This is a genomic window from Ferrimonas balearica DSM 9799 (genome assembly GCF_000148645.1).
GTDB lineage: Bacteria > Pseudomonadota > Gammaproteobacteria > Enterobacterales > Shewanellaceae > Ferrimonas > Ferrimonas balearica.
This window is the reverse complement of the sequence record NC_014541.1, coordinates 3,674,577-3,689,842: the sequence shown is the minus strand read 5'-3', so window position 1 is coordinate 3,689,842 and position 15,266 is coordinate 3,674,577. Positions and strand designations below refer to the sequence as shown.

Here is a 15,266-nt window from a genome sequence, read left to right as displayed (position 1 = left end):
ACGAGTCATAGGCCCCATGGATAAGACGTACAACCCCCAGTCGATTGAACAGCGCCACTACCAGCGCTGGGAAGAGGCGGGCTACTTCAAGCCCCACGGTGACACCAGCAAAGATCCTTACTGCATCATGATCCCGCCGCCGAACGTCACCGGCAGCCTGCACATGGGGCACGCTTTCCAGGACACCATCATGGACACCCTGATCCGCTACCAGCGGATGCAGGGCAAAAACACCCTGTGGCAGGTGGGTACCGACCACGCCGGTATCGCCACCCAGATGGTGGTTGAGCGTAAGCTGGCCGCCCAGAACATCACCCGCCAGGACCTCGGCCGCGAAACCTTCATCGACAAGGTGTGGGAGTGGAAAGAGGAATCCGGTGGCACCATCACCCAGCAGCTGCGTCGCATGGGCGCCTCCGTGGACTGGGAGCGTGAGCGCTTCACCATGGATCCGGGCCTGTCCAAAGCGGTTCAGGAAGTGTTTGTCCGCCTGTACGAAGATGACCTGATCTACCGCGGCAAGCGCCTGGTGAACTGGGATCCGAAACTGCACACCGCGATCTCCGATCTGGAAGTGGAGAACAAGGAAACCAAGGGCCACATGTGGCACTTCCGCTACCCGCTGGCGGACGGCGTGAAGACCGCCGATGGCAAAGACTACATCGTGGTCGCCACCACCCGTCCGGAAACCATGCTGGGCGACACCGGTGTGGCGGTAAACCCGGAAGACCCGCGCTACAAAGACCTGATCGGCAAGCACCTGATCCTGCCCATCGTTGGCCGTCGCATCCCGATCGTGGGTGACGAGCACGCCGACATGGAGAAGGGCACCGGCTGCGTGAAGATCACCCCGGCCCACGACTTCAACGACTATGAAGTCGGTAAGCGTCACGCTCTGCCGATGATCAACGTGTTGACCTTCAACGCCGACATCCGCGACGAAGCCGAGGTGCTGGACACCAACGGCGAAGCCACCGACGTCTACTCCGCTGAACTGCCGGAGAAGTACCGTGGCATGGAGCGTTTCGCTGCCCGTAAAGCGATCGTGGCCGAGTTCGACGAGCTGGGTCTGCTGGACGAAATCAAAGACCACGACCTGACCGTCCCGTACGGCGACCGTGGTGGCGTGGTTATCGAGCCGATGCTGACCGACCAGTGGTACGTGCGTGTGGCCCCGCTGGCCAAGCCGGCCATCGAAGCGGTTGAGAACGGCGACATCCAGTTTGTGCCGAAGCAGTACGAGAACATGTACTTTGCCTGGATGCGTGACATTCAGGACTGGTGTATCTCCCGTCAGCTGTGGTGGGGTCACCGTATCCCGGCCTGGTACGACGAATCCGGCAAAGTGTACGTTGGCCGCGACGAAGCGGAAGTGCGTGCCGCCAACGGCCTGGCCGAGGACGTGGTTCTGCGCCAGGACGACGACGTACTGGACACCTGGTTCTCCTCCGCCCTGTGGACCTTCTCCACCCTGGGTTGGCCGGAGCAGACTCCGGAGCTGAAAACCTTCCACCCCACTGACGTGCTGGTGACCGGCTTCGACATCATCTTCTTCTGGGTTGCCCGGATGATCATGATGACCATGTACTTCATCAAAGATGAAGACGGTAAGTCTCAGGTGCCGTTCAAGACCGTGTACGTCACCGGCCTGATCCGCGATGAGCAGGGCCAGAAGATGTCCAAGTCCAAGGGCAACGTGCTGGACCCGCTCGACATGATCGACGGCATCGATCTGGAAACCCTGGTTGAGAAGCGCACCGGCAACATGATGCAGCCTCAGCTGGCGGCCAAGATCGAGAAGAGCACCCGCAAGCAGTTCCCGGACGGCATCTCCGCCCACGGTACTGATGCCCTGCGCTTCACCCTGGCGGCGATGGCCTCCACCGGTCGTGACATCAACTGGGACATGAACCGCCTGGAAGGTTACCGCAACTTCGCCAACAAACTGTGGAACGCCAGCCGCTACGTGCTGATGAACACCGAAGAGCAGGATTGTGGCAAAGACGGCGGCGAGATGGAGCTGAGCCTCGCGGATCGCTGGATTCTGGCCCGCTTCAACGACACCGTGAAGCAGCTGCGCGACGCCATGAACGGCTACCGTTTCGACATCGCCGCCAACATCGCGTACGAGTTCACCTGGAACCAGTTCTGTGACTGGTACCTGGAACTGACCAAGCCGGTTCTGCAGAACGGCAGTGAAGCCCAGCAGCGTGGCACCCGCCACACCCTGCTGACCGTACTGGAAGGCCTGCTGCGCCTGATGCACCCGCTGATGCCTTACATCACCGAAGAGATCTGGCAGACCGTAGCGCCGATGATCGGCAAAGGTGGCGACACCATCATGCTGATGCCGTACCCGGAGTTCGACGACAGCCTGGTGAACGAATCCGCCAAGGCCGAGCTGGAGTGGATCAAGCAGTTCATCGTTGCCGTACGTAACGTACGTGGCGAGCTGAACGTTGGCCCGTCCAAGCCGCTGAACGTGCTGCTGAAGAACGCCGGTGAGCAGGAGCTGGCCCGCATCGATGCCAACCGCATCATGCTGACCCGCCTGGCCAACCTGGAGTCCATCGAGGTGCTGGAAGGCGATGCGCCGATGTCTACCACCCAGATCATCGGTGAGATGGAGCTGCTGATCCCGATGGCTGGCCTGATCGACGTTGACGCCGAACTGGCCCGTATCGACAAGCAGATCGCCAAGCTGGCTCAGGACGCTGACCGCGTTGAGAAGAAGCTGTCCAACCAGGGTTTCCTGGCCAAGGCCCCGGAAGCGGTGGTGGCCAAGGAGCAAGCCAAGTTGGATGAAGCCAAGCGCGACATCGCCAAGCTGGAAGAGCAGAAGACTCAGCTTAAAGCGCTGTAATCTCCGACTCTGAACAACAACGCCGTCCCAATGGGGCGGCGTTTTTTTTGGAACCGTTAAAGCAAAATTCGTGCGAGCCGTGGGCTCTAAGCCCACGCTACCCCCGACCTCAATGTGCTTCGTAGCGTGGGCTTTCAGCCCACGGAAATCAGGGCAGTATCAACCTCCGAATCGTGCGCCACAGGCGGCACGCCAGGACCCACTTCCCGTAACCTGGGTTCGGAATCCACGCGCCTTCTTGCCAGCCTGCTGTAACCCCTTTGTCTGCTGCTGCCGATACCGGCTGTTCCCACCCTCCCCAACGTGGTGAGCTGAGCGCTCCACCAGCAAGGATGCGGAGGTTAGGATGCGAATCACCCCACAACGTTTTATCGCCTTACTGTTACTGGGCTCGGCCCTGTTAGCCGGTTGCCTGTATGAACTGACTGAAAACCGTCAAAGTGAGGCCCAACCCACCAAGCAAAGCGTCATCAATGCACTGCGCGCCAACAACGCCGGAACCCATCAAGAGCCCTGGGGCAGCGATGCCCGGGAAATATTGCGGCGTTGGCCGGTGGAGCAGGGTCCGGTGCGGATCTGGGCAGAGGAGCGGGTGGCCGGGGCGGCCCTTGAGGGTGTCGAAATGGTGGAAAAACGCTTGGGTTTCCCGCTGTTTGAGTGGGTTGATAACGAATCCAACGCCCAGGTGGTGATGCTCAGGCGAAGCAAGGAGTGTTCATTGCAGGTGAACGGCGGGCGAGACACCTCCCGCCACTTTGAAACGCCGCCGGTGGAGAGTGCTGGCATGCTCAAAGGGCCCATCTACGTGCATCTCAACCAGCGGGAGTGTGGTGACCGCTACAATGTGCCGGTAAGGGCCGCCATGGTCGCTGCCGGATTTGTTCGCCTGCACACCATGCGTTCGCCGCGTCCCTCCGAGTGGAAGGCGCTGGAAACCCTCTATCACAACCCTCCGGGTACCACTTTGGCCGATGCGGACATTCTGTGGTGAATCCTCGGTCAGAGAGGGGCGAATTGAGTGTGGCCCGTGGGCTGTAAACCCACGCTACCCCAGCCTCGGTGAGCTAACCGTAGCGTGGGCCCGTGGCCCACGGAAACCAAGGCAGTGGCAACCTCTGAACCGTGCGCCACAGGCGGCACGCTACAACAGAAGGGAGCCCGGAATCCGGGCAGGATGACCCCCTTACAGCGCAACCCTCAATAAAAAAGCCGCCCTTGGGCGGCTTTTCTGTGCCTGACGGTCTCAGGCCAGCGACAGGATGGCGTCGCGGTAGAGGGTCAGCAGGCGGGCTTCATCGACGTTGATGCAGACGTCCTGATCGCGGAAATCACTGAACTCGTCATCGGCGTAGCGCTTGCCGTCGGCTTTTTGCAGGGTCATGCCGATGGCGGGGCCGTCGCACACCACGCGCACCGGGCCCGGACGGGTGGTGAACAGGGTCGGGTCGATGACGTAGGCCACGGCAGACGGGTCATGCACGTGGCAGCCATCCAGGCCCAGCTTGTCGGAGTAGAACGCCAGATAGTAGCGGCTGACGGCGTGGATAAAGTCACCGGCTTCGCCACCATCGGCTTTCAGGGCGTCCAGGTAGGCGCCGCTGAAGAAGGCTTCGTGGGTGGCATCAAGGCCGACAATGGTCACCGACCAGCGGGCGGTAAACACCTGGTCAGCGGCGTCCGGGTCATCGTGGATATTGGCTTCGGCAAAGGGCGCCACGTTGCCGTGGTGGCCACGGGTACCGAAGGCACCACCCATCACCACCACCTGCTTCACCTTGTCGGCAATGCTCGGGTCGTGTTGCAGCGCCAGCGCCAGGTTGGTCAGCGGGCCGACCGCCACCAGGGTGATTTCGCCGGGCTGGGCGTTTACCGCATCGCAAAGGTATTGGTAAGCCGGGCGCTCGTCGATCTCGATGGGGGTGTCAGCCGGAGCCACCACATCGCCCATGGCGTGCTCACCGTGTACCACCACGGTGGGGCCATTAGGGGGGCGGCGCAGCGGGCCAGCGGCACCGCGAACCACCTCGGCACCCATACCAAACTTCTGGTTCAGGTAGCAGGCGTTGCGGGTGCAGTCTTCGATGGTGCCGTTGCCGTACACCGTGGTAATGGCCTTGAGGTGGATTGCTGGGTGGGCATGGGCCAGCAGCAGGGCCATAGCGTCGTCGATACCGGGGTCGGTGTCGAAAATGATGGTCTCGGCCATCTTACTCTCTCGTTATTGAAATGACCCCTCAGTATGGCAGGACGGGCAGGGGGTATCCATGAGACAACTCTCAGTCAGATGACCCAAGCCCATGTCGCGGATTAACTTTCTTGCGTAGCCGTGTGGGTGGCGAAGCTCCAGCGGTAGCCGTCGAGGTCGAGCGCGGTGTAGATGCGGTCACCCCAGAACATATCATTCAGCGGCTGCATAATCGCGGCGCCCGCCTCCTGAGCTTGTTCAAAGTGGGCGTCCACATCGGGGCAGTAGAGGTAGAGCCCCATGCCCTGATCATGACCGCTGCTGGCGGGGCTTTTGGCTTCAGAGCCAAAGGCGCCCTCGCGGCCCAGCATGATGCGGGCGTCGCCGAATGTCATCTCGCCGTGCAGTACCACGCCATCCTCGACCAGCGGCTCACCCGCACGTTCAAAGCCAAAGGCGGTTTGGTAGAAATCCATGGCCTGGCTGACGTTCTTCACCATCAGGTAGGGCATCAGCGTGGGCACATCTTCCGGTTTGAACTGAGTCATAGGGGTACCCCAAAACGGATGTACCCCAAGGGATAGACCCTTACCGGGCCAGCATCAAGCGAGCGGCGGTCAGGATAAGCTGGGGATGCACCCGCACCCGGAAGTTGGGGTTCACGTAGGAGAACTGCACCCGCCCCTCCGCGTCCAGCAGATAGGCCGCCGGTACCGGCAGAATCACCCGCTCTTCGCCATCCAGCTTCAGCCGGGCCCCCATCTTGCCCTTGTAGCGCCCGGCGGTTTGTTCATCCAGCGCGTAGGCCACCCCAAAGGCCTGCATCGCCTCCAGGTTGCGGTCCGACAGCAGCTGGTAGCGCCCCTTACCCTCGCCCTCTTTCAGGCGGTCTGCGGGTTCCGGCGACAGCGCCAGCACCTGCACGCCCAGCTCAGCCAGTTCTTTCTCAACCTCCTGCAGCCCCGCCAATTGCGCATTGCAGTAAGGGCACCAGCCGCCCCGGTAGAACAGCACCAGGGTGGGTTTATCGGCCGCGAGTCCGGCGAGGGAGAGAGAACGACCCGCGCTGTCCTGCACCGTGGCATCGGGCAGCATCATGCCGTTAAGCAGTGGGGAAACCTGTTCCGGCGCCGGGGCAATCCGGGCATGGGAGGTAAGAGGTAACAGGCTGAAAAACAGGGTGGTGATGGCGGCCAGCCACATCCGTGCGGTCATTTTGGAAATCCTCAAAGGTGACAGAGAACAACCAGACCGAGGTGCGCCATAAGCGCTTTCACCCCATTCGCCGACAAATTGAGCAAATGGGAAACGCAGGGCCATCCGGATGGATGACAGCCCACAGGCGCTTGAGTATACTCCCATGCCATATCGGTGCCGACGCTCGTCGCACCATCAAACAATGGCCCCTTAGCTCAGTTGGTTAGAGCAGGCGACTCATAATCGCTTGGTCGTGGGTTCAAGTCCCCCAGGGGCCACCAAATTTTTCAAGGGTTAGCGCCATAGTGGTTGCTAACCTTTTTTGTTTCCAACTTCCCTATGTAGCACATATGTAGCAGATTTCGGCTGTATAGGCTGCTTCAGTCTCAGAATGCGCACCCTTTCGCGGTGCGAATTTTTTCGGCTTCCAGCCTTTCACTTAGATGAATAAGTCCTGTGACCGAGTGTGGTAACTCTGCGCTTGCAGGGTGTGCTACGGCGTTAGGAGTGCGGTCGCTCTTGGGGTGATTGCACCTAATTGGTAATGGCTGTGCTTTAGCTACCACTTTAAGCTACAGGGGCCTTTTCCAGTTGCCACATTGACCGTGCACCTCGATAGTCGATGATCATTTGAGGGCATAGATCACAATGATCACAAAATTGTATATAGGTACAGTGTATTTTGGTTGCTCGACAGAAAATGAGCGGAAAAGACGGAAAATCCATAGTGGATAAAACGGAAAGTGAAAAAACCTGAATCAAGTCAGTGTTTTGGTGGTGCTTTTCGGAGATTATGGGACCCCTCATTATCCCGAGATATGGGGGCCCCCTCGCTTTCACCGACCTCTGTCAGAAACAACTCGACCTAATGGAATGATTTAGTTATATTTTTTGGTTAACTGACTCATTCGGTGTTGTGGTAGAAACAGAACGTGAGTAATTAAAACGTTAGCACACAACGAACACTTTGAGTTATATGGAAAAATAAAAGGTTAGGTTATATATGAGTACGAATGAAGTAGTTAGTGCGCAAACACAAGGGCAACTTGTCTCTACCGATTTCAATCGATTTGAACAGTTTTTGGATTCTCTTGGATTACCAAAGGAAAATATTCTAGCTACAACCGCTGAGCGTCAGGTTGTTCAGACAAACTTTCCTCAGTTTGTAATGACATTGCCAGATGAGGTTAAGCGCGAGTCTCGCTATCTATCTAAATTTGCAGCAGCAAGTGCTATAGGTTTGTTTGACGCTGCGTTGAACTACGTATGGAACGAAGTTGTTTTAAATTTGCGTAAAAAAACTGTTATTTATGGCTTGGAGCTGTTTTATGATGCTGCGGTTGGAGGAAAACACCGAGATTTATTTAGTACCGAAAATGACTTAAGTGGTATTAAGGATAAAGTTCTCCTTGATAATTGCGCCAAGCTAGAACTGATCTCTGATTCAATTTATAAAAAGCTAACCCATATCCTGATTATGCGCAATGACATTGGCGCTAGCCATCCTAATGATGCGAATATCAATGCTTTTGAGTTGATGGGCTGGCTACAAACGTGTGTACAAGAAGTTATTAATGACACTCCTTCTGAGGCTGCATTACAAGTTAAGGCTTTTGTTGAAAACTTGCGTAATCAAACAGAAGTTATAGATAGCTCAAGTTTGCAGCATATGCAAAATGGTCTTAAGCAATTGCACACAAAAAATTGTGATAATGTTCTTCAGACGATCTTTGGTATGTACGTTGGTGCTGGCGCTAACAATATCTTAAAGAAAAATATCTCCCTTATTGCACCAACGGTTTGGCAGCACGCCGATAATAATCTCAAATATAAATTGGGTGTAACATTAGATGGCTATCGTACAAATTTGCACAACGATAAGTTTGCTGCTGGTAACGAATTCTTTGAGTTTTGCTCTGGAAACAAATTTAAAACACTTGAAGCAAGAGTTATTCTTTTAGATGAACACTTAGACGACTTAAGCTCCGCTCATAGTGGTTGGGATAACTTTTATAATGAAGTTCCTCACGCTAGGAAAATATTAAGCTATATCTCTAATGAAGCAGATATTCCCAATGAGCGTAAAGAAAAATTAATTCGTATTATCTTGTCTTGTCGTATTGGTAACGGTGTTTCCTATAATACAGGTGTTTCTCCATCGGGTAAGGTTGTGTATGACTCAATCTTAAATATGTTAGGCGACGACAATATAGTGCAAGTTCTGATAGCTCTCTACAGACAAGATATTTACTCTCTGTTGTCTAACTCAAACTGTAGAAATCATGCAGTACAGATTTTAATCAATCTGAGAACTAATGTTGTTAGTGACAAGCTTAAGCAGATCTTAGATCATTTGATTTCCAATGGGCAGACTTTAGAAAAAACGTTGAAAACAACTGAGTTTAAAACATTGGCATCTAGCCACATAAACTTCAGTTAATGTGTGCTAACAAAGCATTTAAGAGTGATTCCCAACGCTTGGCTTTTTCAGTGCTAATCGTTGGGTTTTATGTTTACGGTGGCATGGTAAGTTTCGTGGTAGCGTTGCTCACACCTTAATGCGGCGTTAAACCTTGCTCGATAAGAACGCTCGGTACAGTTATTCACAGAACTCCAAGTCAGAGCCAAGAGCAGTCGGCGCGGCGATCCGCTGCCACTGATGGATGCGGCTGATAAACCGTTGGCCGCACCATTGAATCCCCTTGAGAGCCCTGCTGGCGAGTTCCTCAAAGCGATTGAGTTTAGGGGAGCCGCTTACCTCGTCGATAGGAGTGAGGTAGAGCGGGGATACTGGACGTTCGTTTCGGGGCAGATGGATTCCCCCCATACCACCAATAAAACCTTTCCAGTCGCCGTTATTGGCAGCTTCCCAGATGCGTTGCAACTGCGAGTCTTTGGGCAACAGGGCTTGCTTCAGTCGTCGCAACTCCCGCCATACCGTGACGGATGCGCCACCAATGGGCTGAAACTGACGGATCCGATAGGTTGAGGCCCATGCCTGAACACGCTCGGCGGCCTCGATAGGGTTTTCACCGTAGACGCCCTGGTCAAGATCGGAGCCGTCGATGTTCTTGGATATGTACTTGGCGATGTAGCCCGTTGCCGTACCTTTCTCTTTGTCGATGAGCTTTACATCGAGTCGTCGTTTAGCCGCGCCTTTTTCGTCACCATCTACCTCTAAGGCGTAGTGACGGAAAATCTGGATAAACTGGCGCGCCTGCTCTTTGGGCATAAAGAGCAACAGGTGCCAGTGCGGCGTACCATCGTGTTGCGGCTCGACGACCCGAAAGCCGTAGGGCTGGATCCCCTTCTTGCCATAGGCTGATCGGGTCTTTACCCAGACATGATTGAGATGAGCCTGGGCATCGCGAACGTCTGAGCCGTCCCATTTCGGGTTGGGCTTGCCCGTTTTGGCGTAGGCGCGATGAAAACGGCTGGGGCAGGTGAGGGTGATGAAATAGCCCACGTGGCCGCTTTCATCAGCCAGTTCCTCAAAGCCTCGGGCACGTACCATCAGTTCAACCTTACGGTTGGCCGGGTTGGCGGTGCTGGTTTGGGCCAATTCAGCCAAGCTGAACTCTTGCTCCAGCTCATTCATCATAAAGGTGTTATCGAGGAACTCTTGTTGCTTCTTGCGGCGCTGGCGATGGTTTTTGGCTTGCCAGTCACTGCAATAGATCCCCTGGTAGCGGTGTACCTGGTTGAGAATGCGATAGAGGTACTCTCGGTTCTGTCGGATCGCCTGTTTGAGTTTGCGTCGCCATAACTCAGGGTCACAAGCGCGAACCACAAACCCCACTTCATCCCCTCTTGTGCACAGACGAAGCCCATGCGACTTGCCGTAACGGATGATCTCACGCACCAGGCACTTACGATTGCCCTCAGCCATCCGCAGAGCCATTTCGTAACAGAACAGACTGTGCTGACCGGCTTGGCGCTTTAGCTGTTCCTCATTGAACTCGAACAGGCTCAGGTCAGCGGTGCAGCCCAAATTGGCTTCTATCTGTTGCACTAACTTGAGCAGGTACTGGTTTCTTTCCCGCTGGCCGTTGCGTTGATAGTAGCCCCGCATCATCAGGCGCTGAATATCACCGGGAAATTTTCGCAGATGTTCAAGAACAAAGGCTTTGTCGTCCCATTCCACGTTAACGGAGGCGCTTGAGTCCGATGGGCTGGGTAAGCACTGTGCGCCGTTAACGGGGTTGTGAGTCGTTAACGGGACAGGAGAGGTTTGCAGACTCATAACGCCACCTCGCCGCAGGGCAGGTGAGTTAATTTGGTTTGGCTGTCCAGCCAGCTATCGAGATCTTCTTTGAGGTAACGGACGGCGCGGCCCACTTTGATGAAAGGCGGTGCCGGGGTGCGGTGTTTACGGTTGCCCTCCATGCGCGATTGACGCAGAAAGGAGCGGCTCATGCCGATGTAGTGGGCGGTTTCTTGCTCGGTAAAGGCGCGCTTGGTTTCGCTGTGCAGTGCCATAACGTGTCTCCTGATGTTCACCAGGGGTCACGTTAAAAAGCTCAAACGTCCCGGGACGTTAGCGAGGATGCTAGCGGGGACGTTGAGTATTCTTGGTGTTAGTTACTGTTTTTATAGGACAAAAAGCGCGTCGCCAAAATGCCCGGTGTTATGCTGAAGCGGCATAGTTACTCTTTCGGAGTCGGCGGCCCTGAATAAAAAGGGCGGACAGTAAGACATCGTTGAACCAATGAAAGAGGAATGCACTCATGGCAAAAGGTAAAGGCAAAGCTGGTGGTCGTGGCCCGTCAACCCATCCTGGTCCGGGCGGGAACTGGCCGGCCACCACGGGCAATAAGTCCGGTGGCAACCGTGGAAACGCCAAGGGTAAAGCTAAGTAGTGGCAGAGGGGATCATGGCATGAGCGATAATCAAATCCAGTGTGCGGAATGTTTGTGCACGCTTTATTTCACCGGAGAAGATGGCCCTTGGGGTATCACCGGAGAGCTCTGTGAATCGTGCGAGCGGCAGGTTGACTTCGAGGATGATGATGATGACTGACTACGTTTTTCCGACCCTTGGGGAAGCGGCTCAGGCGTTGTTAAACAGTACGGGCTTACTGGCTCAGAAAAACAACCCGTCGGAAATTCTCAAAGATGAAAAGGCGAAGAAAACCTTCCAAACCAAGTTGCGCAGGCTGGCGAACGAAGAAGGAGACGTTGAAAAGAGCTTCCAAGATGTCGCCGTTTACCTTTTGGGGCTGGTGACGGAAGCGACAAGGGACATTCGTGTCGCTAACGCCTTTATGGCTTCGGTCGAAGATCTGTACCATTCCTTCCGAAATGCCAAACGGGAATGGGCGACTTACCTCGACAAGGAAAATACTGTCAGGTGGTTGTTCGAATGCGGGCTAGCGGATGTGGTGGTCAAATCGGCGCAGAAGTACTCCCTGATGTATGGGCTGGCCGTTAGTGAGCTTTCCTCTCCGGTTGCGCCAAACTGGTGGCTTCCCGAGTTTGCCGAAGACAAGGTGGTTTGGCCGCTTGAGAAAGTGTGGTGTTGGATTTATGAAACGGCAGACACAAGTCAAAGCCGTTTTCATAATCCAAACGGGGAACCCGGCAGGGCGCAGCAAAATCTGGAAAATGTTGAGCGATGGTTTAACCGGAATCGGCTCCCTCAATGGGGAGAACTCGTTACTAACCTTGAGTCCTCGTTAGCACTGTTAGCTGCATGTCCTGACCCTAAGTACAAAAGAACCCTGACGGAGTCAGAGGTGAAAAGCTTCAGGGTTCATCTTTTCTTTGCGCGCATGGCAACCGACGTGCTCAAGGCTATCGATAAAGCTTTCGGTAGGGAATTTATCCGGCAACTTTGTCGGGACATGAAAGCCCAAAACCGTCGTCTGGCGCAAATGCATGCTCAGTGGAAGGCGGAGATTGAGCTAGAGTTGACCTGCATTGGGCCGCTCGCAGGCAGAGAGTACTATGCATTCTGGAAGGAGGCGGTGCACGGCCGCTGGGCATGGTTTAATCATTTAATGACGCCCGGGTTGCGTGCGTTCCAGGAGTTATTGAGCAGAAAGGAAGGCGAACCGCTGTCACTGGCAGAGCTTAAACAAGCCCGCGGTATGCTCCCCTCGCATATCCTCGCGGCGTTAATGAGGATGTTGCGACATAAGCTGGCAGATAAGGACAAGGCTTTCGCGGAGTTTTTCCTTGAGGGAGTAAAGTTAAGGAAACTGCCTGACCTGTCAGTTGACCGCATCGAGGCGTATAAGAAGAGGATTGATGCCGCTGGCCAATCCGGAACACTTTCTTGGTTGGTGGAGTGGATGTACGCCACGTATTTTTACCGACGGAATGAGCATCGCGCTGCTTACCCGCATTATCGCAAAGCGTTCGATTTGGCCAAGCACAGTATCGGCGAGGATACTTACTTACTGATCAACCAGTACGCCGAGTCCTGCGCTAAGAATGACAAACGTAATGAGTTTAGTCAGGTCATCAGATGGGCTAACCATAACGGGGTAAAAATCCGTTGGTATCGGGGGGAAGACGACCATGATAAAGCGATCGAGTTAGCCTATACCTTCCTTAAAATGGCCAGTTATCCAGTTGTCTAACAAGGCGACGTCGTTTAGGGGCGGTGAAAGGCAGTTTCCAGTGTCGCCGGTAGAGATATGCTGCTCAATCAAGCGGCCTCAACCGGCTTATCGTCAACGGTTCCTAGCTTACAGCCGCGTCGCTTGTTTCAGTTTACGCACTTCAGACACCCAGTTACGGAACGTCTTATAACTGGTGGCTCGTTCTGCTTCGAGCCCTTTTCCGAACCAGTGGATACTATTACTGCTCATTTCATCGACAACATGGTCGAGATCAAATAACCGCTCGGCCTCTGCATTAACCTCTTTGCGCAGCAGTTGCCACAAGGCATCGGCTCGGGCTTCTGGTTGGCTTTCGAGTAATCGGATAATGACCAGCTTGATGGGGTGGGTGGTGATTGATCGAGTGGCGCTCCCAGGCTTGGGCGTTGGCACTGCGTCATCTTTCCAAGCCTTGATGGCTTGTGTAGTGGTCAACTAAATCCGGACACCTGTTTAGACCGATTCTCGGCATCTGAAGGCGGCACCTCGTCATTATGTTGATGGGGACGTTGCCAGTTGTAGTAATCCATCAGGTATGCGGCGATGTCCCGTTTGGCTTTACGAGCGCTCATATATCCAGTTGATGGGATCTATTCTGCTTTTAAGCTCCGGAACAACCTCTCCATGGGGGCATTGTCCCAGCAGTTGCCTCGTCGGCTCATGCTCTGTGTCATTCTGTAGCGCCAGAGACGCTGCCTGAACTTTCTACTGGAATATTGGCTGCCCTGGTCTGAGTGGACATCACTCCTGTTGGGCAACCTCGCTGTTGATAGGCCATATCCAGAGCTTTAACCGCCAAGTCAGCATCAGGCTTTTCTGACATAGCCCAGCCCACTGTTCGACGCGCATGAAGGTCGATCACCGCAGCCAAGTAATGCCAACGACCACCGGCCCAGATATAGGTGATGTCGCCGCACCAAACCTGGTTGGTCTCAGCCACATCGAATTAATATCCGGCCGTTCTGCCAGTGCCGTCTTGTATGCATGAGAGCCAGGCTGCTTGGATGTCAGCCCGGCTTCCTTCATCAGACTACGAACTTTGAAGCGACCAATCTTGTGGCCCAACTCCTGCATCATAGATATCAAGGCTCGGCTGCCTACAGAACCACGGCTTTCCTTGAAAAGTCGCCGTAGCTCGCTTCGAAGCTTGAGGCGTTCAGGGTCAACATGGCGTGGTCTGGCCTTGTACTCGTAGAAACAGGATGTAGGGATATCGAAGGCGGTGCAGACCAGTTCAGTGGTTTCATGCTCTCTCAACCGGTCTATCAGAGCATACGTTCGAGTTCGTCCGCCATTAAGAGAGCTGTGGCCTTTTTTAGAACCGCTTTTTCACGTCCAAGCCGGTTGATGCGGGCTTCGAGTTCTTGGATTTTCTGTTGCTCCGGCGTCAGCGCTTTGCTGCTCGGTGTGCTTCCAGGTCGCTCAGCTTGTAGTTGGCTGACCCAACGGCGAAGTACCGTCTCCCCGACGTCTAATGAGCGGCTGGCTTTAGCAATCGAGTAGTCCTAATCGAGAACCAGGCATGCGGCTTCCAGCTTGAACTCCGCAGTGAATGGGCGACGCTTTCTTGTCATTGAACACCTTTTGTTGCGGTGGCTACTTTACCACCTAAAGCGGTGTCCGGGATCATTAGACCACCACACGAAACCGCTAGTGAGTTCACTGAAGGTGTTTTTGTACTTGAGCAGAGGTTTTGTGTAGGTAGACTCTTTGATGATTACTCAAATTGAGATGGCTACATCATGAATAATGCTTCATACCCAGTTAACGAATTGTTTGAAACCATCCAAGGAGAGGGTGTGCACACTGGGGTTCCTGCAATTTTTTTGCGTTTACAAGGATGCCCAGTTGGGTGTTCCTGGTGTGACACGAAACATACATGGGATCTCCAAGAAAACCGTAAGGTCATGCTTAGTGACGTCTTGGTTAAGACTGAAGAGTCAGTTATGTGGTGCTCAGTTGGACCGAGAGAGATTTTAGATCTTTGCATGAGTCGTTATACGGCTACGCACTTGGTGATCACCGGTGGTGAGCCCTGTATGTACGACTTACAGCCACTATGCGAGGTGTTTGAAGCTGAGGGCTATAGCATTCAGGTTGAGACCAGTGGGACGTATCCGGTTATGGTCAGCGATTCGGCTTGGGTAACAGTCTCGCCAAAAATTAAAATGCGTGGTGGTCTATCGGTTCTTGCTTCTGCTATCGATAGGGCTGATGAGATCAAACATCCCGTGGCAACGGTAAAGGATATTGAGCAATTGGATGAACTGCTGACTGGTTCCGCTGGGGCTGATGCGAAGGTGGCATTGCAACCAATCAGTCAAAAGCCAAAAGCAACGGAGTTAGCCATCCGGACCTGCATCAAGCGTAATTGGCGCCTTTCTGTGCAAACCCATAAATACTTAGGAATTGAGTGA

The 15,266-nt window shown here is 54.3% G+C and carries 11 protein-coding genes, 1 tRNA gene and 1 pseudogene; 6 read left to right on the top strand and 7 right to left on the bottom strand.

Features of this window, described 5'->3' with window-relative positions:
- Positions 1–16: 16 nt before the first annotated feature.
- Positions 17–2,863 carry a valine--tRNA ligase gene (locus FBAL_RS16670; protein ID WP_013346761.1) on the top strand — a complete coding sequence of 949 codons (2,847 nt, stop codon included), beginning with the start codon at positions 17–19 and terminating at the stop codon, positions 2,861–2,863.
- Between the two features lie 346 nt (positions 2,864–3,209).
- Entirely contained in the window at positions 3,210–3,854 is a 645-nt protein-coding gene (locus FBAL_RS16665) for a hypothetical protein (protein ID WP_013346760.1), read from the top strand.
- A gap of 252 nt (positions 3,855–4,106) precedes the next feature.
- On the opposite strand, the gene FBAL_RS16660 is transcribed toward FBAL_RS16665, so the two are convergent.
- The 3 genes from FBAL_RS16660 to FBAL_RS16650 form a co-directional block, all read right to left on the bottom strand.
- On the bottom strand, positions 4,107–5,069 hold the full coding sequence (locus FBAL_RS16660; protein ID WP_013346759.1) for a nucleoside hydrolase: 963 nt from the start codon (positions 5,067–5,069) through the stop codon (positions 4,107–4,109).
- 101 nt (positions 5,070–5,170) lie between these two features.
- Positions 5,171–5,596 (bottom strand): VOC family protein, encoded by a 426-nt coding sequence (locus tag FBAL_RS16655; protein WP_013346758.1) that lies wholly within the window; start codon positions 5,594–5,596, stop codon positions 5,171–5,173.
- A gap of 40 nt (positions 5,597–5,636) precedes the next feature.
- Complete coding sequence (locus FBAL_RS16650) at positions 5,637–6,263, bottom strand: peroxiredoxin-like family protein (protein ID WP_013346757.1); 627 nt, start codon at positions 6,261–6,263, stop codon at positions 5,637–5,639.
- Positions 6,264–6,449: 186 nt separating this feature from the next.
- Between FBAL_RS16650 and FBAL_RS16645 the strand changes: the two genes are divergently transcribed.
- Positions 6,450–6,526 (top strand) — tRNA-Ile (locus tag FBAL_RS16645).
- 722 nt (positions 6,527–7,248) lie between these two features.
- Positions 7,249–8,685, top strand: coding sequence for a hypothetical protein (locus tag FBAL_RS16640; protein WP_013346756.1), 1,437 nt, complete (start codon positions 7,249–7,251; stop codon positions 8,683–8,685).
- Positions 8,686–8,844: 159 nt separating this feature from the next.
- Here FBAL_RS16640 and FBAL_RS16635 read toward each other — a convergent pair whose 3' ends face one another.
- Both FBAL_RS16635 and FBAL_RS16630 read right to left on the bottom strand, forming a co-directional pair.
- Entirely contained in the window at positions 8,845–10,488 is a 1,644-nt protein-coding gene (locus FBAL_RS16635) for a replication endonuclease (RefSeq protein ID WP_013346755.1), read from the bottom strand.
- Positions 10,485–10,724 (bottom strand): helix-turn-helix transcriptional regulator, encoded by a 240-nt coding sequence (locus FBAL_RS16630; protein WP_013346754.1) that lies wholly within the window; start codon positions 10,722–10,724, stop codon positions 10,485–10,487. Before FBAL_RS16630 ends, FBAL_RS16635 begins: the two co-directional genes overlap by 4 nt.
- Before the next feature lie 523 nt (positions 10,725–11,247).
- Between FBAL_RS16630 and FBAL_RS16620 the strand changes: the two genes are divergently transcribed.
- Positions 11,248–12,828: a hypothetical protein gene (locus FBAL_RS16620; protein ID WP_148226772.1), complete on the top strand. Its 1,581-nt coding sequence runs from the start codon at positions 11,248–11,250 to the stop codon at positions 12,826–12,828.
- A gap of 108 nt (positions 12,829–12,936) precedes the next feature.
- On the opposite strand, the gene FBAL_RS16615 is transcribed toward FBAL_RS16620, so the two are convergent.
- A complete protein-coding gene (locus tag FBAL_RS16615) occupies positions 12,937–13,284 on the bottom strand; it encodes a hypothetical protein (RefSeq protein ID WP_083771241.1) in 348 nt (115 codons plus the stop codon).
- Positions 13,281–14,423: pseudogene (locus FBAL_RS20015) on the bottom strand (IS3 family transposase). Before FBAL_RS20015 ends, FBAL_RS16615 begins: the two are co-directional and overlap by 4 nt.
- A gap of 168 nt (positions 14,424–14,591) precedes the next feature.
- Here FBAL_RS20015 and queE point away from each other — a divergent pair.
- Positions 14,592–15,266: a 7-carboxy-7-deazaguanine synthase QueE gene (gene queE / locus FBAL_RS16610; protein ID WP_013346752.1), complete on the top strand. Its 675-nt coding sequence runs from the start codon at positions 14,592–14,594 to the stop codon at positions 15,264–15,266.

Coding starts and splice junctions, on each gene's coding strand:
- FBAL_RS16630 (WP_013346754.1), bottom strand. CDS start 10,724: ATGGCACTGCACAGCGAAACCAAGCGCGCCTTTACCGAGCAAGAAACC.
- FBAL_RS16635 (WP_013346755.1), bottom strand. CDS start 10,488: ATGAGTCTGCAAACCTCTCCTGTCCCGTTAACGACTCACAACCCCGTT.
- queE (WP_013346752.1), top strand. CDS start 14,592: ATGAATAATGCTTCATACCCAGTTAACGAATTGTTTGAAACCATCCAA.
- FBAL_RS16660 (WP_013346759.1), bottom strand. CDS start 5,069: ATGGCCGAGACCATCATTTTCGACACCGACCCCGGTATCGACGACGCT.
- FBAL_RS16620 (WP_148226772.1), top strand. CDS start 11,248: ATGATGATGATGACTGACTACGTTTTTCCGACCCTTGGGGAAGCGGCT.
- FBAL_RS16670 (WP_013346761.1), top strand. CDS start 17: ATGGATAAGACGTACAACCCCCAGTCGATTGAACAGCGCCACTACCAG.
- FBAL_RS16640 (WP_013346756.1), top strand. CDS start 7,249: ATGAGTACGAATGAAGTAGTTAGTGCGCAAACACAAGGGCAACTTGTC.
- FBAL_RS16665 (WP_013346760.1), top strand. CDS start 3,210: ATGCGAATCACCCCACAACGTTTTATCGCCTTACTGTTACTGGGCTCG.
- FBAL_RS16650 (WP_013346757.1), bottom strand. CDS start 6,263: ATGACCGCACGGATGTGGCTGGCCGCCATCACCACCCTGTTTTTCAGC.
- FBAL_RS16655 (WP_013346758.1), bottom strand. CDS start 5,596: ATGACTCAGTTCAAACCGGAAGATGTGCCCACGCTGATGCCCTACCTG.